Consider the following 21,784-nt stretch of genomic DNA (forward strand, 5'->3'; position numbering starts at 1 on the left):
TCCTATAAATTTACCTGGTAAAAAGCGGGTGATGCGATTGAACCTTTCGCCGTGATAAGTTTGAAATTTAACCAACTGATTTTAATAATGAATAATTCCCAGGATTTGATTTAATGGGGTACATCGTCGCATTAACGGGCGGCATCGGTAGTGGCAAAAGTACCGTTGCAGACGCTTTTTCTCATCTGGGCATCGCGATTATTGATGCTGATATCATTGCCCGTCAGGTGGTAGAACCAAATACACCTGCGTTAAACGCTATTCAGGCTCATTTCGGGGATGAAATAATTCATTCCGATGGCACGCTTAACCGGCGTCGGCTTCGTGAACATATTTTTTCACAGCCTGCGGAGAAAGCCTGGCTCAATGCCCTCCTCCACCCCATTATCCATCAGGAAACACAGCGTCAGATTGCAGATGCCACATCCCCTTACGTGCTATGGGTTGTTCCATTGCTTGTTGAAAATCAGCTTCAGAAAAAAGCCGATCGCGTACTGGTCATCGATGTTTCCCCCGAAACTCAGATCCAACGGACAATGGCACGGGACAACGTTTCCCGAGCACATGCTGAACAAATTCTTGCCGCCCAGGTCACGCGTGAAGCACGCCTTGCTGTTGCGGATGATGTTATTGATAATAACGGCGCACCAGATGCCATTGCATCGGATGTTGCCCGTCTGCACGAGCAGTATCTGACGTTCGCCGCGCAGGCCGTTGCACAGGAAAAATCATAATGCCAACTCACATCCTTTTTGAGCACCCACTTAACGAAAAAATGCGTACCTGGTTACGCATTGAATTTTTGATTCAACAGCTTTCACATCACCTCCCGATTAGCGACCACGCCACCGCACTGCATTTTTTCCGCAATGTGGGCGACTTGCTGGATGTGATCGAACGCGGCGATGTGCGCACCGAGCTGCTGAAAGAGCTGGAGCGCCAACAGCGCAAATTACAGGCGTGGACGGAAGTTCCAGGGGTCGATCAGAGCCGTATCGACTCACTTCGCCAGCAGCTGAAAAACAGCAGTAGCGTCCTGATGTCTGCACCACGTGTGGGACAATTTTTACGGGAAGACCGCCTCATCGGGCTGGTTCGTCAACGCCTGAGTATTCCAGGGGGGTGCTGTAGTTTTGACCTGCCAACGCTTCATATGTGGCTACACATGCCTCAAGAGCAGCGTGATACGCAGGTAAAAAATTGGCTGAACAGTCTGGAGCCGATGCAGCAGACACTTTTGCTAATCCTCGATCTTATCCGAAACTCAGCGCCGTTCCGCAAACAAACCAGTCTGAACGGTTTTTATCAGGATAATGGGGATGATGCCGATCTGCTGCGTCTGAATTTGTCACTGAACGATCAACTTTATCCGCAGATTTCCGGGCATAAGAGTCGTTTTGCCATTCGATTCATGCCGCTGGATAGCGAAAATGGCACAGTGCCGGATCGCCTCGATTTTGAACTGGCCTGCTGTTAAGGAGTACCGATGTCTGATGTAACCATGGTCAACTGCCCGACCTGCGGAAAAACCGTTGTCTGGGGTGAAAGCAGTCCTTTCCGCCCTTTCTGCTCTAAACGCTGCCAGCTTATTGATTTAGGCGAGTGGGCCGCAGAGGAGAAACGCATTCCAAGCGCAGGCGATCTTTCTGATAGTGATAACTGGAGCGAAGACCAGCAGTCATAATACAAGCCTGCTGGCGTTTCGCTAAGCAGGCTCAAGCGCCTCGTATTAATCGGGTAATAACAGGCTCATTTGCTGGCGGGAATTTGTCGGCATCCAGCGCCTGAAGCTCAATCCAGTTACCCGGTTGCCCTTCTTTTCCCCAGGGTTCACCTTCCCAGTTCTCAACCAGCCAGAACCACAAAGTGATATGGCGATCCGGGAACTGATACTCAAGTTTATCGAAAAGCGAGGGGTTCAGAGGCGTGATGCCCACCTCTTCCTGAAGTTCACGAATCAGCGCCTGTTCCGGCGTTTCGCCTGACTCAATTTTGCCTCCAGGAAATTCCCACTTGTTTGCCATGTGTGCATCGGCGGCACGTTGGGTAATGAAGATTTGATTATGTGGGTTGCGGATAATCCCGACAGCGATTTGCAGTATTTTCATATTGTCACTTCCATAAAAAAGGCGCAGATATCTGCGCCTTTTTGATTTTTTACGTGCTTAGCTCAGACGGCCGTGGCACGCCTTGTATTTTTTACCGGAGCCGCACGGGCACGGATCGTTACGCCCGACTTTGCGATCACCCGTCTGTGCGGCAATCGCTGCAGCAGCTTCACTCTCATCAGTCTGATGGCTCAGCTGTTGCATCTGCGACAGACGTTCAGCTTCTTCACGACGTTGTTGCTCCATCGCTTCCACTTCTTCCGGCATACGCACCTGTACTTTGCTGAGGGTGCTGATCACTTCATATTTCAATGATTCCAGCATAGAGGCAAACATAGCGAAAGATTCACGTTTGTACTCCTGTTTCGGATCCTTCTGCGCATAACCACGCAGATGGATGCCCTGACGCAGATAATCCATTGCGGCCAGGTGCTCTTTCCACAGGGAGTCGAGTGTCTGCAGCATCACGCCTTTCTCGAAGTGACGCATCATCTCAGCGCCAACCACTTCTTCTTTGCGCTTATAAACTTCCAGTGCGTTTTCGTAAATACGTTCGCGCAGCGTTTCTTCGTGCAGTTCTGGCTCTTTGTCCAGCCACTCTTTGATTGGCAGTTCGAGGTCGAAGTCGTTTTTCAGGCGTTCCTGTAAACCTTCGATATCCCACATCTCTTCCAGAGACTGCGGAGGGATATGTCCGTCAATAGTCGCTTTGAAGACGTCTTCACGAATGCTGTTGATGGTTTCGCTCACGTCGGACACATCCAGCAGTTCGTTACGCTGGGTGTAGATTGCACGGCGTTGATCGTTAGCTACATCATCATATTCAAGCAGTTGCTTACGGATGTCGAAGTTGCGGCTTTCCACTTTACGCTGCGCATTGGCAATCGCTTTAGTCACCCAAGGGTGTTCAATCGCTTCACCTGGTTTCATACCCAATTTACGCATCATGCCGGAAACACGGTCTGATGCGAAAATACGCATCAGCGCATCTTCCATAGACAGGTAGAAACGAGAAGAACCGGCATCACCCTGACGACCAGCACGGCCACGCAACTGGTTATCGATACGGCGAGATTCATGGCGCTCAGTACCGATGATGTGCAGACCGCCAGAGGCCAGAACGGCATCATGACGCACCTGCCAGTCGGCTTTAATTTGTGCGATCTGTTCCGGTGTTGGATTTTCCAGCTCTGCCACTTCGGCCTGCCAGCTACCACCGAGCATAATATCCGTACCACGACCCGCCATGTTGGTAGCAATAGTCACAGCAGCCGGATAGCCCGCTTGCGCAACGATATCTGCTTCTTTCGCATGGAATTTGGCGTTCAGTACGTTGTGCTTGATACCAGCTTTATCCAGTTCATGTGAAACAACTTCAGATTTTTCAATCGAAATGGTCCCCACCAACACAGGCTGTCCTGCTGCGGTACGTTCGCGGATATCTTCGATGATTGCCTGAATTTTTTCCGCTTCGGTCATGTACACCAGATCCGGCATGTCCTTACGGATCATTGGTCGGTTGGTTGGAACGACTACAGTATCCAGCTTATAGATGGAGCTGAATTCAAATGCTTCGGTGTCCGCAGTACCGGTCATCCCTGCCAGCTTCTCGTACAGACGGAAGTAGTTCTGGAAGGTGATAGACGCCAGCGTCTGGTTTTCGTTTTGAATATCAACGCCTTCTTTGGCTTCAACCGCCTGGTGAAGACCATCAGACCAGCGACGGCCTTGCATGGTACGGCCAGTATGTTCATCAACAATGATGACTTCACCGTCTTTCACAATGTAGTCCACATCACGGGTGAACAGCGCGTGGGCACGTAACGCCGCAGTCACGTGGTGCATCAACATAATGTTGCTCGGGGAGTAAAGGGATTCGCCCTCTTCCATAATGCCCTGCGCAACCAGCAGCTCTTCAATTTTTACCAGGCCGCGTTCTGTCAGGTTAACCTGACGCGCTTTTTCATCTACAGAGAAGTGGCCTTCACCCTGGAAGGTGTCGGAATCTTCTTTCTCCTGACGCACCAGATGGGGAATAATTTTATCTACTTTACGGTACATCTCGGAGCTATCTTCAGCCGGACCGGAGATGATAAGCGGAGTACGCGCTTCATCGATTAGGATGGAGTCCACCTCATCCACCAGCGCATAGTGCAGTTTGCGCTGTACGCGTTCTTCAGGGCTGAACGCCATATTGTCACGCAGATAGTCAAAGCCGTACTCGTTGTTAGTACCGTAAGTAATGTCTGCACCGTAAGCTTCGCGTTTTGCAGGAGCAGGCAGACCAGACATGTTGATGCCTACGGTCATTCCCAGGAATTCAAACAGCGGACGGTTGTTTTCCGCATCGCGCTGCGCAAGATAGTCGTTGACGGTAACCACGTGAACGCCCTTGCCGGTCAACGCGTTCAGATAAGCAGGCAGGGTTGCAGTCAGTGTTTTACCTTCACCAGTACGCATTTCTGCAATGCAGCGTTCGTTTAAGACCATACCGCCCAGCAGCTGTACGTCGAAGTGACGCATGCCAAAAACACGTTTACTCGCCTCACGCACAACGGCAAATGCTTCCGGGATCAAGCTTTCTAAGGTTTCACCTTTTTCAAGGCGTGCACGAAACTCGCCGGTTTTCGCTTTCAGCTCATCATCAGTGAGCTTTTCCATCGCCGGTTCCATGCCATTGATGACGGTGACGGCTTTGCGCATGCGGCGCAGAGTACGATCGTTACGACTACCGAAAACTTTGGTTAATAATTTAATTAGCATAATAAATTCTCAAACGCCCCGTGATGGGCAGATAAATTAAGGTATTGAAAAAAGTTAATTTAGCTGAGGCAAAGAGGCCCGGCGCGAATGCCCTGAACCTGGCTAATCCAGGCTGGCACAGAAAAAACGACTGGAGGAACAAAAGCAGTTTTCGCCATCTGACGGACGATAACCGGCGGTTTGCTTTCCTGCGTCAGCAACGCGTTGAGCGTATCCAGTAATGCGAGATGCTGAGCCTGAACCGGCAACGACTCTTCTGCAACAGGCATAACCTGCGGCGTCATTGCAAACGAAAGGTGGCGGATAACCGTGCGGATAGCATGCTGATGCCAGTAATCAACCGAGAAATTTGGACGACGATTGGCTTCCAGCAACGCGAGGTTAGTAAAATTAACCCGCGCAGAGAGATCATGTTTTGTCGTGGTGGTTTTGGTGGGTGTTGCCGCTTCAGCGCTGTTGCTGAGCGCAGGCAAGCCGAAACTCGCCGCGACCATCCCTAATAAGAGATGCGGCCAGAAGTAGCGTCTGCCAAATTGTCGCCAGCGCGTCAGAATTCCGCTCACCTAATCCACCACATAAGCCGGCCAGTGCCAGCTGAGTTCATTTATTCTTTTTAGCGCCCAGATATTACCACTAAAGCTACTGTACAGCAGCAGGAATGACGTAATGCACCAGGTAAAAACGGTCAAGAATGCAGCTAACGCGCACATTTTCAATGTTCAGTAAACGTTAAAAGGGCAGGAAAAAGCATCAGAAGGGGGAAAAAGAAAAATCGACTGTTCACCTGGCCGGAGAGAGTACCAGATAAATCAGTCGATTTTACGAAACGGGATTAACCGTTATGCCAGAACCAGATTCGGTGCTTTGAATGCCAGAGGCAATTCTGCGTCGTCCTGGAAGGTCACATATTCCCAGGCTTCCTGTTTTGCCAGGACGGCCTGCAACAATTTGTTGTTCAGTGCATGACCGGATTTAAACGCGGTAAATGCACCAATGATGTTGTGACCACACATGAACAGATCACCAATCGCATCAAGCATTTTGTGACGAACAAATTCGTCTTCAAAACGCAGACCGTCTTCGTTCAATACGCGATAATCGTCAACAACGATGGCACAATCGAAGCTGCCGCCCAGGCACAAACCACGGGACTGCAGATATTCGATATCACGCATGAAACCGAAAGTACGCGCACGACTAATCTGGCGCATAAACGCATCAGCAGAGAAGTTCATTGCATAGCGTTGGGTACTGGCATCAATCGCCGGATGGTTGAAATCGATGGTAAAGTCCAACGAAAAACCATTAAACGGCTTGAACTCAGCCCACTTATCGCCATCTTCAACACGAACCGTCTCTTTGATGCGAACAAATTTCTTCGCACAGTTCAGTTCTTCAATGCCGGCATCCAGCAATAAATAAACGAACGGAGCAGCACTACCATCCATGATTGGGATTTCTGGTGCATCGACTTCAATCATAATGTTGTCGATACCCAAACCAGCCAGGGCAGCGTTCAGGTGCTCTACGGTAGAAATCCGCACGTCATGCTCATTCACCAGGCAAGTACAGAGCATAGTATCACGCACAGATTTGGCATCAGCCGGAAAATCTACCGGTGGATTCAAGTCGGTGCGACGATAGATGACCCCGGTATTGGCCGGCGCAGGGCGTAACGTCAGTGTGACTTTCTTGCCGGTATGCAAACCGACGCCAGTCGCCTGAACGATACGTTTAAGTGTCCTTTGTTTGATCATCGTATAATCTCGCCAAATTACCTATCCAACCGAGAGTGTATATCACTATCGATGGGCCAGTTTAGCACAAAGAGCGAAAATCCCCAAATTCCAGCCAATTCTTAGTCAGCTTGCTTGCGCAGGAACGCTGGGATATCCAGATAATCTGGCTCTTTCGCGGTTTGCGGCGTATTGTCGTTCACCACTTTAGCGGCCGGTTTCTGCTCTTGAGTCAGTGGAGCCATACCGTGCTGCTGGTAACGATCCATCACGGGCTGCTGAGTCTGCTTATTGGTCACCAGGGTGATCTCTGGACGTTTGTCCATGCCGATACCAGTAGCTACCACAGTCACACGCAGTTCATCGTTCATTTCCGGATCAAGGGAAGTACCGATAACAACAGTTGCGTTATCCGATGCGAACGCACGAATAGTGTTACCCACCGTTTCGAACTCATCCAGACGCAGGTCAAAGCCAGCAGTGATGTTGACCAGAACGCCGCGCGCACCAGACAGGTCGATGTCTTCCAGCAGTGGAGAAGAGATAGCCATTTCAGCCGCTTCTTCAGCACGGTCTTCACCGCTCGCCACACCAGAACCCATCATCGCATAGCCCATTTCAGACATCACGGTGCGAACGTCTGCAAAGTCAACGTTCATCAGACCCGGACGCGTGATCAGCTCAGCGATACCCTGAACTGCACCTTTGAGCACATCGTTCGCTGCGCCAAACGCATCCAGCAGGGAGATACCGCGACCCAGCACTTTCAGCAGTTTGTCGTTCGGGATGGTAATCAGAGAGTCCACATGCTTGGACAACTCAGTGATACCCTGCTCCGCGAATGCCATACGCTTCTTGCCTTCAAAGTTGAAAGGCTTAGTCACAACAGCAACGGTCAGAATACCTAAATCTTTTGCTACTTCAGCAACAACCGGTGCAGCACCTGTTCCAGTACCACCGCCCATACCTGCGGCGATAAATACCATGTCCGCACCTTCCAGTGCAGCACGCAGGGCTTCACGATCTTCTTCGGCAGCATTACGCCCAACTTCTGGGTTAGCTCCAGCGCCCAGACCTTTGGTGATGCCACCGCCGATCTGAATAGTCTGGCCTACCGCCGTCTTACGCAGTGCCTGTGCATCGGTGTTAACCGCAAAAAATTCAACACCTTCAATACGCTCACGCACCATATGCTCTACGGCATTACCGCCGCCGCCACCGACGCCGATGACTTTAATCACCGCGTCGTTGGTCAATTCCATAGGTTCAAACATAATTTCTCTCCGTTTTGTGCCTGTCGCCCGAGACCGCTAATTTTCTCTGGTCTCTTAAAAAAATTAAAACTCTTTTCGCAGCCAGGTATTGAGTCGTTTGACCCACGACCCCACTGACACTCGCTTTTCCACTTCTGCTTCGCCACTAAGATGGGATTCTTTCCCATAATGAAGCAGGCCCACAGCCGTTGAATAGTACGGCTCCTGAGCATAATCCGTTAAACCGGTGATATTCAGCGGTGCACCAATACGCACTTGTGTATGGAACACGCGCTGAGCGCAGGCCGCAAGACCTTCAATTTGCGCCGCACCGCCGGTTAATACAATCCCCGCGGCAAGATGGTGTTTAACACCCTGCTGGCGAAGCTGTTCCTGTAACTGCAAAATCTCTTCGTTGACCAGGTTGAGCAACTCGGTGTAACGAGGCTCAATGACCTCAGCCAGCGTCTGGCGTTGCAGGCTGCGTGGCGGACGCCCCCCTACGCTTGGCACTTCAACGCTCTCATCTTTACCGACGATAGAACCCAGTGCACATCCATGGCGTACCTTGATGGCCTCTGCATCGCTCGGTGGCGTACCAAAGGCGTAGGCAATATCGCTGGTGACAACATTCCCTGCATAAGGGATAACTTTTGTGTGGCGCAAGGCTCCGCCGGTATACACGGCCATATCCATTGTACCACCACCAATATCGACCACACAGACGCCTAATTCACGTTCGTCTTCGGTCAGCACAGAATAGCTTGCTGCCAGACCGGCGAAAATAAGTTGGTCAACTTTCAGGCCACAACGTTCAACGGCTTTAACAATGTTCTTCGCCATGTCGTTGTGACACGTAATTAAGTGCACTTTTGCCTGCATCCGGACGCCAGAAAGACCGACTGGGTTCTTGATCCCCTCTTGATAGTCGATCGCATATTCCTGCGGAATCACGTGAAGCACGCGATGCTCATCGCGAACGCGCACAGATTTCGCCGTGTGCACAACGTTTTCAACGTCTTCTTGCGTCACTTCTTCTTCTGAAATCGGAACCATGCCGATTTCATTCTGGCAGCTAATATGCTTGCCAGAAAGAGCCAGATAGACAGAGGAAATCTGGCAATCTGCCATTAACTCAGCCTGATCGATGGCACGCTGTACGCATTTCACCACCGACTCAAGATCGTTTACCCCACCTTTATCCATACCACGGGACGGGCAACTTCCCACACCAATGATATTGACCATACCGTCGGGCAGAACTTCCCCTACTAAAGCGGCAACCTTCGCGGTCCCAATCTCCAGTCCAACTACCAGTTTTCTGTCCGTCGCCTTGATCATTGTTGTTCTGCCTGTACCTGTGCCTGATTCTGTTGCTGATTAGGTTCCTCAACCGGAGCCGGAACCCAACCGACTGCTGCGCCTGAGTCATAACGCAAATCAACGTAGCTTATCCGTTTGCCGTCAGTCTGTGCCTGCTGCTGTAAAACCGGGTAAAGTTCCACAAAACGCGCCAGACGCTTCATCGTGTCGCCACGGCCAAGATTGAGCTTAATTCCATTCGTTAAAGTCAGTTGCCATGAGCGGCGTGCCGTCATTGCTGCATCTTTTAACGTAAATCTGTCCTTAGCCAGCACCTGCCCCATATCACGAAAACCCTGTAACACTTCGTTTTCACTACCTTCCGGGCCGTACAACATCGGTAAATTTTGCTTACTGACACGATCGCTTGGGACGCTAAAGGAGTTTCCATCTACGTCAACCATGTGCTGATCATTCCAGCGCGCAATGGGCACATATTCAACCAGATGAATCTTCAATTCATCAGGCCATTGCTTTCTTACACTCGCCTGTTTTATCCACGGCAGACGTTCAATCTGGCTCTGGATAATATTGACGTCCTGAGTCATGAACGTGCCAGGCGACCCCAACGCCAGAATTGACTGGCGGATGTCATCATTACGCGTGTAGTGACGTTCTCCGGTGACCACCAGTTTTGACAGGGGTAACCGTTGTGCATCTTCCATCCAGCCCAGTACCATCCAGCCGCTGATAAACACGGTGCACAGCACACCGAGCAGGAAAATGATCCCTGCAAGACGCGTTCCATTACTCCGCCGGGAGGAATACTCTTCTTCCTCTTCGCGGTTGCGCGTGTTCAAGGCAGCCTGAGACATATCAGCCTGCCTGGTCCAAAATACGTACGACTAGCTGTGAGAAGCTCATTCCCGCCTGACGCGCTGCCATTGGCACGAGGCTGTGGCTGGTCATGCCTGGTGAAGTATTCGCCTCTAACAAGTAAAATTGTCCGTCACTATCGAGCATGACATCAATTCGCCCCCAGCCGCGACACCCCAGAACATTCCAGGCTTTAAGCACCAGGGACTGCAAATCTGTTTCGCGTTCAACTTCCAGACCACTTGGGCAGAAATATTGCGTCTCATCAGAGAGATACTTCGCCTCATAATCATAGAAGGTTCCAGCCGGTTGGATACGAATTGACGGTAAAATATCTTCACCGAGCATCGCAACGGTAAATTCTGGCCCGCTGAGCCATTTTTCAATCAAAACTTCTTCATCATGTTGAAATGCCAATGCTAAGGCAGAAGACAAATCACCCGCTTTGTCGACTTTTGACATCCCTACACTCGAACCTTCGCGGCTGGGCTTTACAATAACCGGTAACCCTAGCGCCACAATGCGTGTATTAACGCTATCCTGAAGGCCCATTTCAAATTCGCGTCGCGTCAACGCCACCCATGGAGCGACAGGCAGACCTGCGCCCTGCCACAGTAATTTGCTGCGCAATTTGTCCATAGAGATAGCGGACGCCATCACTCCGCTGCCGGTATAGGGAAGACCAATTAAATCAAGCAACCCCTGTAACGTGCCGTCTTCACCGCCGCGACCATGAAGTGCAATAAAGGCTTTATCGAAGCCCATCGCTTTTAGCTGCGTGACATCCACCTCTTTAGGATCGACAGGGTGAGCATTCACTCCGCCTTCACGCAGGCCAGCCACAACAGCTGCGCCAGAGTTCAGTGAGACTTCGCGCTCCGCAGAGGTTCCGCCGAGCAGGACTGCAATCTTATCAGCCATGGCGTTCATCCTCCGGAGTTTGCGGCTTCAGTTTGATTTCAGCTAAGGTACGGGCGATTTTGCCAATATTTCCTGCGCCCTGGATGAGAATCAAATCGTTACCGGTCAACACAGGAGCCAAAATTGCCGCGGCCTGAGCAGGATCGGACACCAAAATAGGGTCTACTTTACCGCGTCCACGAATGGTGCGACACAAAGAACGGCTATCAGCCCCTGGAATAGGACTTTCACCCGCAGAATAAACATCCAACATCAGCAACGTATCAACCTGAGACAACACGCTGGCAAAATCGTCATACAGATCGCGGGTACGGGTAAAACGATGCGGCTGGAAAATCATCACCAGGTTTTTATCTGGCCAACCTGCGCGTGCTGCTTTAATCGTGGCATCGACTTCTGTCGGATGGTGGCCGTAGTCATCAACCAGCATTGCCGTACCGGATTTACCGTTTACGCTATCCAGCGGGAATTCGCCGAGGAAATCAAAACGGCGGCCCGTTCCCTGGAAACTTTCCAGTGCGCGTAAAATAGCCTCGTCGTCAATGCCTTCTTCAGTCGCAACCGCAACCGCCGCAGCTGCGTTCAATGCATTATGGCGACCCGGCGCATTCAGCGTCACATGCAACAATGCTTTATCCTGGCGTGCCAGTGTGAAATGCCCCTGAGCACCAACTTGTTTGTAATCTTCCACACGGACGTCAGCGTCTTCACTGAATCCATAGGTAGTTATTTGACGGCCAACACGTGGCAGCAGTTCACGGATCACAAGGTCATCAACGCACATCACCGCGCGTCCATAGAACGGCAGGTTGTGCAGGAAGTTAATGAACGTCTGCTTTAAGTTCTCGAAGTCGCCCTGGTAGGTATCCATATGGTCAGCTTCGATGTTGGTGACAATCGCCACCATTGGCTGTAAGTGCAGGAAAGATGCATCACTTTCATCCGCTTCAGCAATCAGGTAACGGCTATGACCCAGGCGTGCATGTACACCCGCCGCCTTCACCAAACCACCGTTAACAAACGTCGGATCAAGCCCCGCTTCCGCATAAATGCTGGATACCATTGCCGTCGTGGTGGTTTTACCATGGGTCCCGGCAACCGCAATGCCATGACGAAAACGCATCAGTTCTGCCAGCATTTCTGCGCGACGAATCACCGGGATACGCGCTTCATGTGCGGCAACAATCTCAGGGTTATCGGAAGAGATGGCGCTGGATACCACAACCACACTCGCGTCACGCACGTTTTCTGGACGATGGTTGAAATAGATCGTCGCCCCAAGCGCCGTCAACTGCTGCGTAACAGGGTTTGGTGCCAGATCGGAACCACTGATCTGGTAACCTTCGTTAGCTAACACTTCGGCAATACCGCCCATGCCAGCACCACCGATGCCAACGAAGTGAATGTGCCGGACGCGACGCATCTCGGGCACGATTGAACGCAGTTTCGCCAGTTGTTGTGTATTCATTCTCTAAACGCCATCGACTACTTCAAAAAAAACGTGCAGCGCAACACGCGCTGCGAGGGTTAAGCCTGTGCGGCCAGTATCACTTCTTTAGCCACCCGCTCTGTCGCATCGGGAATAGCCGCCGCGCGAGCACGTTGTGCCATATCCAGCAATGCTTCCCGATTCCAGCCCGCCAGGGTGGCGGCGACCGCATCTGCGGTAAATTGTGGCTGTTCAAATATTTTCGCGGCTCCCGCTTTCTCAAGCGGAAGCGCATTCCAGTACTGCTGCCTGTCTTTGTGCTGAAAAGGGACAAACAGCGCAGGCAAGCCAGCTGCAGCAATCTCACTCACGGTAAGCGCCCCAGAGCGGCATACCACGACATCGGCCCAGGCATAAGCCGCAGCCATGTCATCAATAAATTCAGTCACCTTATGCTGCGGTTGCCCAGCTTCAGCATAAGCTTGTTCTACTGTCTGTTGCGCACCTTTGCCGCTTTGATGCCAGATAGTCACTGCATCACCCAGTTTCTCTGCAACCTGCGGCATCGTCTGGTTAAGAATACGAGCCCCTTGAGAGCCACCCACGACCAACACACGAACCGGCCCTTCACGGCCCGCAAGACGAGAGTCAGGTAATGGCAGCGCCAGTACATCTACACGAACCGGGTTGCCAACCACATCGGCTTTAGGAAATGCACCAGGGAAGGCCTGCATCACTTTGGTGGCAATTTTCGCCAGCCACTTGTTGGTCAGTCCGGCAATGCCATTCTGTTCGTGTAGCACAACTGGAATACCCAGCGACCACGCAGCGAGTCCACCCGGACCTGAAACATAGCCGCCCATACCTAACACCACATCCGGCTTGAAACGCTTCATAATGGTGCGCGCCTGACGCCAGGCGTTAAAAATACGCACCGGAGCCAGAAGTAGTGCCTTGATCCCTTTGCCGCGTAATCCGGAAATGCGGATAAAATCGATCTCAATACCGTGTTTCGGTACGAGATCGGCTTCCATGCGATCGGCGGTTCCCAGCCAGCGAACCTGCCAGCCCTGGTCCATTAAATGGTGCGCGACAGCAAGCCCTGGGAACACATGCCCGCCAGTCCCTCCCGCCATCACCATTAACCGCTTCGGTTGATTCATCGTGAACCTCGCGTAAACGCCTGAGCTTTTTCCAGACGCGTCTCATAATCTATGCGTAACAACAACATGATGGCCGTCGACATAATCAACAGACTGGAACCACCATAACTGATAAGCGGCAACGTCAGGCCCTTGGTCGGCAGCATACCCGCTGCGGCCCCTACGTTTACCAATGCCTGGAAGCTAAACCAGATACCTATTGAGCAGGCTAAGAAACCTGAGAAGCGGTGATCGATTTCCAGCGCTTTCCTGCCAATCGACATGGCACGGAAAGCGACGAAGAATACCATTAATAGTGCCAATACCACACCGATATAACCCAGTTCTTCCCCAATAATGGAGAAGATGAAGTCGGTATGTGCTTCAGGCAAATACTCCAGTTTCTGCACTGAATTGCCCAGCCCCTGGCCCCAAACCTCGCCTCGACCAAAGGCCATCAAAGACTGAGTCAGCTGGTAACCACTGCCAAATGGATCTTCCCATGGGTTCCAGAAAGAGGTCACACGGCGAATACGGTAAGGTTCGGCGAGGATCAACAGTACGACCGCCGAAATCCCCATGCCGATGATGGCAATGAACTGCCATAATTTCGCCCCCGCCAGGAACAGCATGGCTAATGTGGTTACAAACAGCACCACCACCGTACCCAGGTCAGGCTGCGCCAGCAGCAAGACCGCGAGCACCAGGATCACCCCCATCGGTTTTAAGAAGCCACGGAGGTTATTACGTACTTCGTCAACTTTTCGTACGAGATAGTTAGCCAGATAGCAGAACAACGATAATTTGGTGAACTCTGCTGGCTGAATACGCAGTGGACCAAACGCAATCCAGCGTGATGCACCGTTAACTGAGCTCCCCACTACCAGTACAATCAACAGCATGATAATCGAGGCAATCAGCATAGCTGTACTGTGGCGCTGCCAGAATTCCATCGGCAGGCGTAACGTTACCATTGCCAGACAGAACGCCAGAATGATGTACAAACCGTCACGTTTGGCGAACAGAAAAGGATCGTTTGCCAGTCGCTGACCTACAGGCATTGATGCTGATGTCACCATGATAAAGCCCACGGCAGCCAGCCCCAGAGTGAGCCAGAACAATGTGCGATCGTACATGATCAGGCTGTCGGTATCCTTCTCCCGAGAGCCCATCACCCAGCCTTTCAGTGCCGCAAACAGCCACGTCAGGATCCCAAATCCTGGCAGGCGCGGCATTTTGAGGCGAGGGAGAGATAAACGCATCAGCCTAACTCCTTCGCCAGACGGGTAAAGACATCACCACGCTGTTCGAAATTCTTAAACTGATCGAGACTTGCACACGCCGGAGAGAGCAGTACCATATCGCCAGGCTTAACGCGCGGAGCAATCAACTGCATTGCCTGCTCCATTGTCTCGGTTTGCTCGGCGATTTCAGGGCGCAAGTCAGCCAGTTCGCGACCATCACGACCAAAACAGTAAAGACGGATGTTATCTCCCGCCAGATAATGCTTCAGCGAAGAGAAGTCCGCTGATTTACCATCACCACCCAACAGCAGATGTAATGTGCCATCAACGTGCAGACCATTTAGTGCTGCTTCCGTACTGCCAACATTGGTCGCTTTGGAGTCGTTAATCCAGCGCACACCGTTGTGTTCCAGCGCCAGCTGGAAGCGGTGTGCCAGACCCGTAAAGGTGGTCAGTGCTTTCAGGCTGGAAGAACGCGGCAAACCGACAGCATCAGCCAGTGCCAACGCCGCCAGCGCATTGGTGTAGTTATGCTGGCCGGACAGCTTCATCTCTTTCACGTTCAGCACTTTTTCACCCTTCACGCGCAGCCAGGTCTCGCCCTGCTGGCGGTTCAGATGATAATCACCCATGGTGATCCCAAAGCTGATGCAACGTTCGTCTGCACCGCGCACCGGCATGGTCAGGGCGTCATCGGCATTGACCACGCAAACTTTGGCATTTTCATAAACGCGCAGTTTCGCCGCACGATACTGCTGCAGACCGAATGGATAGCGATCCATATGATCTTCGGTTACGTTCAGGATCGTCGCCGCCGCCGCTTGTAGGCTTGAGGTCGTTTCCAACTGGAAGCTGGAAAGTTCCAGAACATAAAGTTCACAGCCCTTATCCAGCAGCATCAAGGCTGGCAGGCCAATATTGCCACCAACGCCTACATTGATGCCCGCCGCTTTTGCCATCTCACCGACCAGGGTAGTGACGGTGCTTTTGCCGTTAGAACCTGTAATGGCGATGACCGGGGCTTGCGCTTCACGACAGAACAGCTCGATATCTCCAACAATCTCAACGCCCGCATCTGTCGCAGCGCTGAGTGAAGGATGTGCCAGTGCCATGCCAGGGCTTGCAACGATGAGATCGGCAGCCAGCAGCCAATCATCATTCAGCCCGCCCAGGTGACGTTCAACCTGTTCCGGCAGTGTATCCAGACCTGGCGGAGACACACGCGTATCCATCACGCGTGGCGTCACGCCCCGTGCGAGGAAAAAGTCCACGCAGGAAAGGCCCGTCAGGCCCAACCCGATGATAACGACTTTTTTGCCCTGGTAATCTGCCATGATTAACGTACCTTCAGCGTTGCCAGGCCAATCAGCACCAGCATCAGCGAAATAATCCAGAAGCGCACAATAACACGCGGTTCTGGCCAGCCTTTCAATTCATAGTGGTGGTGAATCGGCGCCATGCGGAAAATACGCTGCCCACGTAGTTTGAAGGAACCGACCTGCAAAATGACCGACAGCGTTTCTACTACGAACACACCGCCCATGATCACCAGCAGAAACTCCTGACGCAGCAACACAGCAATGATACCCAGCGCACCACCCAGTGCCAGCGAGCCAACATCACCCATAAATACCTGAGCCGGATAGGTGTTGAACCACAGGAATCCCAAACCAGCCCCGACAATCGCCGTACAGACGATCACCAGTTCACCTGCGTGACGTAAATACGGAATGTGCAAGTAGTTGGCAAAGTTCATGTTACCGGTGGCCCAGGCCACTAACGCAAAACCAGCCGCGACGAAAACCGTCGGCATGATTGCCAGGCCGTCCAGGCCGTCCGTCAGATTCACGGCATTACCCGTGCCCACAATCACGAAATAAGCCAGCAGAATGTAGAACAGCCCTAACTGCGGCATCACGTCTTTAAAGAATGGAACCACGAGCTCGGTGGCTGGTGTATCTTTTCCTGCAAGGTACAGCGCAAAAGCCACACCCAGCGCAATGACCGACATCCAGAAATACTTCCAACGGGCAATCAGGCCTTTGGTATCTTTACGCACAACTTTTCGGTAATCATCCACAAAGCCAATGATGCCGTAGCCGATCAGAACCGTCAGTACACACCAGACATACGGGTTAGACGGATACGCCCATAACAGGACCGATACGACGATGGCGGTCAGAATCATGATGCCGCCCATGGTCGGCGTACCGCGCTTGCTGAAGTGCGACTCCGGACCATCGTTACGCACAACCTGGCCGAAAGAGAGTTTTTGCAGACGGGCGATCATACGCGGGCCCATCCACAATGAGATGAACAGCGCAGTCAGCAGGCTGACGATGGCACGAAACGTCAGGTAGGAAAAGACGTTAAAGCCTGAGTAATATTTGACCAAATGTTCGGCCAGCCAAACTAACATGTTCCGTTCTCCTGTAATGCGTGCACAACCTCTTCCATGGCGGCACTACGTGAACCTTTCACTAACACAGTCACAATTTGTTTTTCAGCAATCAACGTTTTCAGACGTTCAATCAATGCCGCTTTATCCGCAAAATGCTCGCCAACACCACTCGCCTGACTAATTGCCTGACTCAGTTTCCCGGTACTCAGAACGCTATCAAGGCTCGCAGCTTTTGCGGCTTCCCCAATCTGGAGATGACAGGCTTCACTTTCATCACCCAGTTCAGCCATATCGCCAACGACCATCACACGATAGCCCGGCATTTCGGACAGAACCTGTACAGCCGCTGTCATCGACCCGACGTTCGCGTTATAGGAGTCATCCAGCAACAACTTGTTTTCGGCAAGCGGGATCGGGAACAGACGTCCTGGTACAGCTTTCAGCGTCGACAATCCGGTTTTGATCGCGTCGTGTGTTGCGCCAACAGCCATAGATAAGGCTGCAGCAGCCAGCGCATTAGCAATATTGTGTCGTCCCGGCAGCGGCAACAGAACATCGACACCCCCTGTTGGGGTATTGAGCGTAAATTCCGTGCCATGTGAGGTCACATGGATATTGGTCGCCGTAAAATCACTATTGGCGGCATTCGGTGAGAAGCGCCAGGTTTTACGCGCACCAATAATGCTCTGCCAGTTCAGCCAGTCATTGTTATCGGCATTCATAATCGCGATACCGTCAATCGGCAGGCCGGTGTAAATCTCACCTTTGGCTTTGGCGACACCTTCCAGCGAACCAAAACCTTCCAGGTGCGCAGCCGCCAGATTGTTCACCAACGCGGCTTCCGGGCGTGTCAGGCTCACCGTCCAGGCAATTTCGCCCTGGTGGTTTGCCCCTAATTCGATCACGGCAAATTGATGTTCTTTGGTGAGGCGAAGTAATGTCATCGGCACGCCGATGTCATTATTTAGGTTTCCTGCGGTATATAGCGTGTTGCCGCACTGGCCGAGGATCGCCGCAGCCATCTCTTTAACCGAGGTTTTACCTGAAGATCCCGTCAACGCCACAACCCTGGCCGGAACCTGCTGGCGTACCCACGCAGCCAGCTCGCCAAACGCCAGACGCGTATCTTTCACCACAATCTGCGGCAGATCGATATCGAGCTTACGGCTGACCAGCAGCGCACCCGCACCGCTCTCTTTAGCCTGTTCTGCAAAATCGTGTGCGTCGAAACGCTCGCCCTTGAGTGCCACAAACAGACAACCCGCCGTAATTTTACGAGTATCTGTCGTCACTGCATCAATCGTTAGATCCTGACCATGCAGTGTGCCCTGCAGGATTGCAGCAGCCAGGTTCAGCGTGATGCTAATCATGCGACAACTCCCAGCAAACGAGCTGCAGTGACGCGGTCGGAGTAATCCAGACGACGGTTTCCGACGATCTGATAATCTTCATGCCCCTTACCCGCCAGCAGAACCACATCATTCTCCTGCGCTTGCATGATGGCATTTGTCACCGCTTCCGCACGGCCTTCCACCACGTGTGCTCGACCTGCATCCAGCATTCCCGCCAGAATGTCGTTAATGATGGCACGCGGCTCTTCTGTACGTGGGTTGTCATCGGTCACAACCGGAATATCAGCGAACTGTTCAGCAATTGCGCCCATCAATGGACGTTTGCCTTTGTCGCGATCGCCGCCGCAACCAAAGACACACCAGAGTTTCCCTGCGCAATGCAGACGTGCCGCTTCCAGCGCTTTTTCTAGCGCATCCGGTGTGTGGGCATAGTCAACGACCACCGTCGGTTTACCTGGAGCACTAAACACTTCCATGCGACCACAAACTGGTTGCAGGCGTTCAGCGGTTTTCACCAGGTCGTCCAGCGGATAACCCAACGCCAGCAGTGTGGCCAATGCCAGCAACAAGTTGCTGACGTTAAAAGCCCCCATCAGGCGACTTTCAATTTCACCCTCGCCCCATGAGGAGTTGAAGCGAATAGTTGCGCCGCTATCGTGATAATTGACCTCGACAGCCTTCAGCCAACGGCCGCGGCAATTCGGATTAATGTGATCTTCCATCGATACCGCAACCGCATCCGGCAGTTTTGCCAGCCAGCGGCGGCCCACTTCGTCATCAGCATTAATGATCGCCTGACCGCTGTGATGTGTGGAGTACAGCAGCCACTTTGCGGCTTCGTAATGCTCCATATCACCATGATAATCGAGGTGGTCGCGGCTTAAATTGGTAAAGACGGAAGCCGCAAATTTCAGCGCAGCAACACGATGCTGCACCAGTCCGTGTGAAGAGACTTCCATCGCAGCAAACGTCGCGCCTTGTCCTGCAAGACCCGCCAGAACATGCTGAACGTCAACTGCTGAACCGGTGGTATTTTCCGTCGGGTTAACTTTACCCAGCAGCCCATTCCCTACCGTTCCCATCACCGCACTGGTTTCACCCAACAACTGGCTCCATTGCGCCATCAGTTGCGTGGTGGTGGTTTTACCGTTAGTGCCGGTTACGCCAACCAGGCGCAACTGGTCGGAAGGCTCGTGATAGAAACGTCCCGCCAACGCGGAGAGACGCTCATTTAACTGGCTGAGATAGATAACCGGCACACCGTGCATTTCACGGATTTCGCCGTCGGTTGCCTCATCTTTAGCCTCAGCAATAATGGCAGCTACACCTTGCGCAATCGCCTGCGGGATATATCGACGCCCGTCCGCCTGATGACCGACCACCGCCACAAAAAGATCGCCAGATGCAGCCGCACGGCTGTCCAGTACCATCTCTCGCAGTGCTCGCTCCGGTGCATTTGACACCCACGGAGCGAGAAGGTCGCGCAAATTACGATCTGCCACCTGTACCCTCGCCTTGATTAATTACATATTCACTTTTCTCGCCAGTCGCCAGCGCATCCGGTTCGATATTCATGGTGCGCAAAACGCCGCCCATGATGGCTCCGAACACGGGCGCGGAGACAGCGCCACCGTAGTATTTACCCGCTTGTGGGTCGTTGATAACGACCACGAGCGCAAAACGCGGATTGCTGGCAGGCGCAACGCCTGCGGTATAGGCAATGTATTTGTTGATATAGCGGCCATCCGGCCCCACTTTTTTCGCCGTACCGGTTTTAATGGCGATGCGATAACCTTTAATCGCCGCTTTCACGCCGCCACCACCAGGCAGCGCTACGCTTTCCATCATATGAACAACGGTACGAACAATGGATTCCGGGAAGATACGCTCACCCGGAACCGGTGGATCAACTTTGGTAATCGACAGCGGGCGATAGACGCCATAGCTGCCAATCGTTGCATAGACTCGCGCTAACTGTAACGGCGTTACCATTAGCCCGTAGCCGAAAGAGAAGGTGGCCCTCTCTATGTCAGACCACCGTTGTTTTTGAGGATATAAGCCACTGCGTTCTCCGACCAACCCCAAATTGGTCGCCTTTCCTAGCCCAAAACGTGAGTAAGTCTCTACTAACGCTGAGGACGGCATCGCTAACGCCAGCTTGGAAACACCGACGTTACTCGACTTCTGCAAAACCCCTGTCAGGGTCAATTCGCTGTAACGCGCCACGTCTTTAATCTCGTGGCCATTAATTCGGTAAGGGATCGTATTCAGAACAGTACTTTCATTGACGATGCCACGCTGAAGCGCTGTCATCACCACCATCGGTTTTACCGTTGAGCCCGGTTCGAACACGTCGGTGATCGCCCGGTTACGCATGGCATCTTTTGCCGTGCCGGTAAAATTATTCGGGTTATAGGATGGGCTATTCGCCATCGCCAACACTTCGCCGGTACTCACGTCCACCAGCACGGCACTGCCGGATTCAGCCTTGTTAAAAGCAACGGCGTTATTCAGCTCGCGGTACACCAGCGCCTGCAAACGTTCATCAATACTCAGGGCCAGGTTGTGCGCCGCCTGGCTGTCGGTGGAAGAGATATCCTCAATGACACGGCCATAGCGGTCTTTACGCACGATACGCTCGCCTGGTTGACCGGTCAGCCACTTATCAAAGCTTTTTTCAACACCTTCAATACCCTGGCTATCGACGTTGGTAAAGCCGATGAGGTGAGCGGTTACTTCGCCGGAAGGATAATAACGACGAGACTCTTCACGCAGGTGTATGCCCGGCAGCTTCAGCTTTCTAATGTAGTCCGCCATATCAGGGTTGACCTGACGAGCCAGATAGATAAAGCGCCCTTTTGGGTTGGCATTAACACGGGCGGCCAACTGATCCAGTGGCATCTTCAGCGCATCCGAAAGCGCTTTCCAGCGGTTATCAAGCGTTATACCACCCGCATCGTGCAATTCTTTGGGATCGGCCCAAATCGCCTTAACAGGGACACTCACTGCCAATGGACGGCCTGAGCGATCGGTAATCATCCCGCGGGAGGTCGATACCTCCTGCACGCGAAGAGAACGCATGTCTCCCTGACGTACCAGCATGTCAGGTGCGATGATTTGTAGCCACGCCACGCGTCCCAGAAGGAAACTCAGCGCCAGCAAAATACAGCCACACAGCAACGCAAAACGCCAACTAATAAAGTTGGCCTGCTCTTCCTGACGTTTTGGTTTTTGCGTTTTTGCCGCTGCTCTCATGC

Annotated in this window: 19 protein-coding genes; 3 read left to right on the top strand and 16 right to left on the bottom strand. The window is 52.4% G+C overall.

Going from position 1 to position 21,784, the window contains the following annotated elements; all coding sequences use genetic code 11:
* Positions 1-113: 113 nt before the first annotated feature.
* From coaE to yacG, 3 genes are read left to right on the top strand one after another with little or no spacing between them, the layout of a single operon-like run.
* Complete coding sequence (coaE, locus tag GF617_RS05115) at positions 114-734, top strand: dephospho-CoA kinase (protein ID WP_203451228.1); 621 nt, start codon at positions 114-116, stop codon at positions 732-734.
* Complete coding sequence (gene zapD / locus GF617_RS05120) at positions 734-1,477, top strand: cell division protein ZapD (RefSeq protein WP_181622260.1); 744 nt, start codon at positions 734-736, stop codon at positions 1,475-1,477. Before coaE ends, zapD begins: the two co-directional genes overlap by 1 nt.
* Before the next feature lie 9 nt (positions 1,478-1,486).
* Positions 1,487-1,684: a DNA gyrase inhibitor YacG gene (gene yacG, locus GF617_RS05125; protein ID WP_181622259.1), complete on the top strand. Its 198-nt coding sequence runs from the start codon at positions 1,487-1,489 to the stop codon at positions 1,682-1,684.
* Between the two features lie 31 nt (positions 1,685-1,715).
* Here yacG and mutT read toward each other — a convergent pair whose 3' ends face one another.
* The 16 genes from mutT to GF617_RS05205 all read right to left on the bottom strand — a co-directional run bounded on the left by mutT (position 1,716) and on the right by GF617_RS05205 (position 21,782).
* Entirely contained in the window at positions 1,716-2,108 is a 393-nt protein-coding gene (gene mutT, locus GF617_RS05130) for an 8-oxo-dGTP diphosphatase MutT (protein WP_181622258.1), read from the bottom strand.
* 57 nt (positions 2,109-2,165) lie between these two features.
* Complete coding sequence (secA, locus tag GF617_RS05135) at positions 2,166-4,871, bottom strand: preprotein translocase subunit SecA (RefSeq protein ID WP_181622257.1); 2,706 nt, start codon at positions 4,869-4,871, stop codon at positions 2,166-2,168.
* A 59-nt stretch (positions 4,872-4,930) separates the two neighbouring features.
* Complete coding sequence (gene secM / locus GF617_RS05140; RefSeq protein WP_181622256.1) at positions 4,931-5,434, bottom strand: secA translation cis-regulator SecM; 504 nt, start codon at positions 5,432-5,434, stop codon at positions 4,931-4,933.
* A gap of 276 nt (positions 5,435-5,710) precedes the next feature.
* Entirely contained in the window at positions 5,711-6,628 is a 918-nt protein-coding gene (lpxC, locus tag GF617_RS05145) for a UDP-3-O-acyl-N-acetylglucosamine deacetylase (RefSeq protein WP_181622255.1), read from the bottom strand.
* Between the two features lie 101 nt (positions 6,629-6,729).
* Complete coding sequence (gene ftsZ / locus GF617_RS05150) at positions 6,730-7,881, bottom strand: cell division protein FtsZ (protein ID WP_181622254.1); 1,152 nt, start codon at positions 7,879-7,881, stop codon at positions 6,730-6,732.
* Between the two features lie 63 nt (positions 7,882-7,944).
* Complete coding sequence (gene ftsA, locus GF617_RS05155; RefSeq protein ID WP_010426970.1) at positions 7,945-9,201, bottom strand: cell division protein FtsA; 1,257 nt, start codon at positions 9,199-9,201, stop codon at positions 7,945-7,947.
* Positions 9,198-10,037: a cell division protein FtsQ gene (gene ftsQ, locus GF617_RS05160; protein ID WP_181622253.1), complete on the bottom strand. Its 840-nt coding sequence runs from the start codon at positions 10,035-10,037 to the stop codon at positions 9,198-9,200. Before ftsQ ends, ftsA begins: the two co-directional genes overlap by 4 nt.
* A gap of 1 nt (position 10,038) precedes the next feature.
* Positions 10,039-10,959 carry a D-alanine--D-alanine ligase gene (locus GF617_RS05165; RefSeq protein WP_203451229.1) on the bottom strand — a complete coding sequence of 307 codons (921 nt, stop codon included), beginning with the start codon at positions 10,957-10,959 and terminating at the stop codon, positions 10,039-10,041.
* Positions 10,952-12,427, bottom strand: a complete 1,476-nt coding sequence (gene murC, locus GF617_RS05170) for a UDP-N-acetylmuramate--L-alanine ligase (RefSeq protein WP_181622251.1) — start codon at positions 12,425-12,427, stop codon at positions 10,952-10,954. Before murC ends, GF617_RS05165 begins: the two co-directional genes overlap by 8 nt.
* Positions 12,428-12,486: 59 nt before the next feature.
* Positions 12,487-13,551: an undecaprenyldiphospho-muramoylpentapeptide beta-N-acetylglucosaminyltransferase gene (murG, locus tag GF617_RS05175; RefSeq protein ID WP_203451230.1), complete on the bottom strand. Its 1,065-nt coding sequence runs from the start codon at positions 13,549-13,551 to the stop codon at positions 12,487-12,489.
* Complete coding sequence (gene ftsW, locus GF617_RS05180; protein WP_181622249.1) at positions 13,548-14,792, bottom strand: cell division protein FtsW; 1,245 nt, start codon at positions 14,790-14,792, stop codon at positions 13,548-13,550. Before ftsW ends, murG begins: the two co-directional genes overlap by 4 nt.
* Positions 14,792-16,108: a UDP-N-acetylmuramoyl-L-alanine--D-glutamate ligase gene (gene murD / locus GF617_RS05185; protein ID WP_203451231.1), complete on the bottom strand. Its 1,317-nt coding sequence runs from the start codon at positions 16,106-16,108 to the stop codon at positions 14,792-14,794. The genes ftsW and murD overlap by 1 nt, the downstream gene beginning before the upstream one ends.
* A 2-nt stretch (positions 16,109-16,110) precedes the next feature.
* On the bottom strand, positions 16,111-17,193 hold the full coding sequence (mraY, locus tag GF617_RS05190; protein WP_028016681.1) for a phospho-N-acetylmuramoyl-pentapeptide-transferase: 1,083 nt from the start codon (positions 17,191-17,193) through the stop codon (positions 16,111-16,113).
* Positions 17,187-18,545 (bottom strand): UDP-N-acetylmuramoyl-tripeptide--D-alanyl-D-alanine ligase, encoded by a 1,359-nt coding sequence (murF, locus tag GF617_RS05195; RefSeq protein ID WP_203451232.1) that lies wholly within the window; start codon positions 18,543-18,545, stop codon positions 17,187-17,189. The genes mraY and murF overlap by 7 nt, the downstream gene beginning before the upstream one ends.
* Positions 18,542-20,029 carry a UDP-N-acetylmuramoyl-L-alanyl-D-glutamate--2,6-diaminopimelate ligase gene (gene murE, locus GF617_RS05200; protein ID WP_181622246.1) on the bottom strand — a complete coding sequence of 496 codons (1,488 nt, stop codon included), beginning with the start codon at positions 20,027-20,029 and terminating at the stop codon, positions 18,542-18,544. The genes murF and murE overlap by 4 nt, the downstream gene beginning before the upstream one ends.
* Positions 20,016-21,782, bottom strand: a complete 1,767-nt coding sequence (locus GF617_RS05205) for a peptidoglycan glycosyltransferase FtsI (RefSeq protein WP_181622245.1) — start codon at positions 21,780-21,782, stop codon at positions 20,016-20,018. The genes murE and GF617_RS05205 overlap by 14 nt, the downstream gene beginning before the upstream one ends.
* Between the last annotated feature and the right edge of the window lie 2 nt (positions 21,783-21,784).

Origin of the sequence: Lelliottia sp. RWM.1, from assembly GCF_016859735.1 — a bacterium.
GTDB lineage: Bacteria > Pseudomonadota > Gammaproteobacteria > Enterobacterales > Enterobacteriaceae > Enterobacter.

Excerpts from the sequence above, each read along its gene's own strand:
- coaE (WP_203451228.1), top strand. The coding sequence starts at position 114 with ATGGGGTACATCGTCGCATTAACGGGCGGCATCGGTAGTGGCAAAAGT.
- zapD (WP_181622260.1), top strand. The coding sequence starts at position 734 with ATGCCAACTCACATCCTTTTTGAGCACCCACTTAACGAAAAAATGCGT.
- ftsZ (WP_181622254.1), bottom strand. The coding sequence starts at position 7,881 with ATGTTTGAACCTATGGAATTGACCAACGACGCGGTGATTAAAGTCATC.
- lpxC (WP_181622255.1), bottom strand. The coding sequence starts at position 6,628 with ATGATCAAACAAAGGACACTTAAACGTATCGTTCAGGCGACTGGCGTC.
- ftsQ (WP_181622253.1), bottom strand. The coding sequence starts at position 10,037 with ATGTCTCAGGCTGCCTTGAACACGCGCAACCGCGAAGAGGAAGAAGAG.
- ftsA (WP_010426970.1), bottom strand. The coding sequence starts at position 9,201 with ATGATCAAGGCGACGGACAGAAAACTGGTAGTTGGACTGGAGATTGGG.
- secA (WP_181622257.1), bottom strand. The coding sequence starts at position 4,871 with ATGCTAATTAAATTATTAACCAAAGTTTTCGGTAGTCGTAACGATCGT.
- ftsW (WP_181622249.1), bottom strand. The coding sequence starts at position 14,792 with ATGCGTTTATCTCTCCCTCGCCTCAAAATGCCGCGCCTGCCAGGATTT.
- GF617_RS05205 (WP_181622245.1), bottom strand. The coding sequence starts at position 21,782 with ATGAGAGCAGCGGCAAAAACGCAAAAACCAAAACGTCAGGAAGAGCAG.
- murG (WP_203451230.1), bottom strand. The coding sequence starts at position 13,551 with ATGAATCAACCGAAGCGGTTAATGGTGATGGCGGGAGGGACTGGCGGG.
- GF617_RS05165 (WP_203451229.1), bottom strand. The coding sequence starts at position 10,959 with ATGGCTGATAAGATTGCAGTCCTGCTCGGCGGAACCTCTGCGGAGCGC.
- mutT (WP_181622258.1), bottom strand. The coding sequence starts at position 2,108 with ATGAAAATACTGCAAATCGCTGTCGGGATTATCCGCAACCCACATAAT.
- murD (WP_203451231.1), bottom strand. The coding sequence starts at position 16,108 with ATGGCAGATTACCAGGGCAAAAAAGTCGTTATCATCGGGTTGGGCCTG.
- murF (WP_203451232.1), bottom strand. The coding sequence starts at position 18,545 with ATGATTAGCATCACGCTGAACCTGGCTGCTGCAATCCTGCAGGGCACA.
- murC (WP_181622251.1), bottom strand. The coding sequence starts at position 12,427 with ATGAATACACAACAACTGGCGAAACTGCGTTCAATCGTGCCCGAGATG.
- yacG (WP_181622259.1), top strand. The coding sequence starts at position 1,487 with ATGTCTGATGTAACCATGGTCAACTGCCCGACCTGCGGAAAAACCGTT.
- mraY (WP_028016681.1), bottom strand. The coding sequence starts at position 17,193 with ATGTTAGTTTGGCTGGCCGAACATTTGGTCAAATATTACTCAGGCTTT.